At 74.1% G+C, this 1,537-nt stretch carries 2 protein-coding genes; one reads left to right on the plus strand and one right to left on the minus strand.

Annotation, left to right across the window (positions count from 1 at the left end; translation table 11 throughout):
• Nucleotides 1-664 (minus strand): ATP-binding protein (locus G3I56_RS42520; protein WP_164418878.1); only part of this gene is annotated, 664 nt, incomplete at its 3' end.
• Nucleotides 665-1,078: 414 nt separating this feature from the next.
• Here G3I56_RS42520 and G3I56_RS42525 point away from each other — a divergent pair.
• On the plus strand, nucleotides 1,079-1,537 hold a 459-nt coding region (locus G3I56_RS42525; protein WP_343240232.1), incomplete at its 3' end, for a UbiA family prenyltransferase.

Consider the following 1,537-nt stretch of genomic DNA (forward strand, 5'->3'; position numbering starts at 1 on the left):
GCGCCCCGCCCGACGTGGCGAGCAGGCGGGCCAGTACGACGTCGGGCGGCGCGCCGAGCACCTCGGCGGCGAGCGCCGCCACCGCGGGCTCCGGCAGCGGCGGAAGGTCCAGGCGGAGTGCCGAGTCGGCGGCCAGCGCCGCCACGAGCCGGTCCACGGCGGCGTGCGTGCCGTCCGGTACCGGACGGCACGTTCCGTGCGCGGCGCCGCGGGAGGCCAGGGTCACCACCACGAGCACCGGCAGCGCACGGGTGGCGAGCAGCGCGGACAGGGAGCGCAGCGCCTCCAGGTCGGCGGGGCGCGCCCCCTGCACGTCGTCGAGGGCCACCAGGACCGGCGTCCGCAGGGGCCGTTCGAGGAGCCGGGCGGCGAACCTGCTCAGGTCCCCCGGCCCGGCCGCGGCGGCCTCCTCGCCGACCGGCGGCAGGGGAGCGAGACCGAGCGGGGCGAGGAAGGCGGGGTGGCCGACGTGGTCGGCGACGGCCTGGCACACCGTGAACCCGCGGTCCGAGGCGAGGGCGGCGGTCTCGGCCAGCATTCTGCTGCGCCCGCTGCCGGCGGCGCCCTCGATGAGTACGACCCGGCCGTGTCCGTCCGCCGCTCCGGCGAGAGCGTCCGCGACGCGGTCGCACGTGGTCTTCCGGCCGCGCAGTGTGTAGGTCACGGCATTCACTCCCCAGGCGTCGACGCTCGGCGCTCCCCGGGACGGGAGCGCCGAGTTCACTCTCCTCGTCCCGCCGATCCGCCGGAAGCCGCGAATTCCCGGTCCCGGATTTTCGGTACTGAATTACCGGGAACGAAAATTCGGTAACGCTTTCCCGGTAAGGGTGTCGCGTTCCCGGGTTCACGTGACACGGGGGTGCTGCGGCCCCAAGACGGCGATCAAATCGCTGGTGAAGTGCGCTTTGCGGGTCTGCTCGGAAGTCGGGGCGCCGATTCTCCGACGCTGCGGGAGTCGGTGTCACCCCACCCGATTCAATGGTTCGCCGGGTGGGCCAGAGCGGTGGTGAGTAGTTCTTCCGCCGTATTTCGTGGACCCTCTGGGAAATGGTGTCCCGCTTCGCATATCTTGCCGTCCGTGAATACCTCCGAAAGGAAAAACAGAAGCCGCCCCGCGGTCGGCCCGCTGGTCCGGCTGGTCCGTGCCCCGGCCGCGTTGTCGGTGCCCGGCGACGTCCTGTGCGGGGCCGCTGCGGCCGGCCGGCCCGCCGACGCCCGGACCCTCGGCACGGCCGCCTCCTCGGTCTGCCTGTACTGGGCCGGCATGGCGCTCAACGACTACGTCGACGCGCCCCTGGATGCCCAGGAGCGGCCCGAACGCCCCATCCCGGCCAGGGAGATCAAGCGGAGGACCGCGTTCGCCGCGGCCGCCGGCCTGACCGCCGCCGGGCTCGCCCTCGCCGCCGTCTCCCGGGGCCGCCGTGGACTGGCCCGGGCAGGCGCACTCGCCACCGCCGTGTGGGCCTACGACCTGGTTCTCAAGGACACTCCGGCCGGGCCTGCCGCCATGGCGGCCGCCCGCGGCCTCGACGTCCTG

The sequence above is a fragment of the Streptomyces sp. SID12488 genome, assembly GCF_010548275.1.
GTDB lineage: Bacteria > Actinomycetota > Actinomycetes > Streptomycetales > Streptomycetaceae > Streptomyces.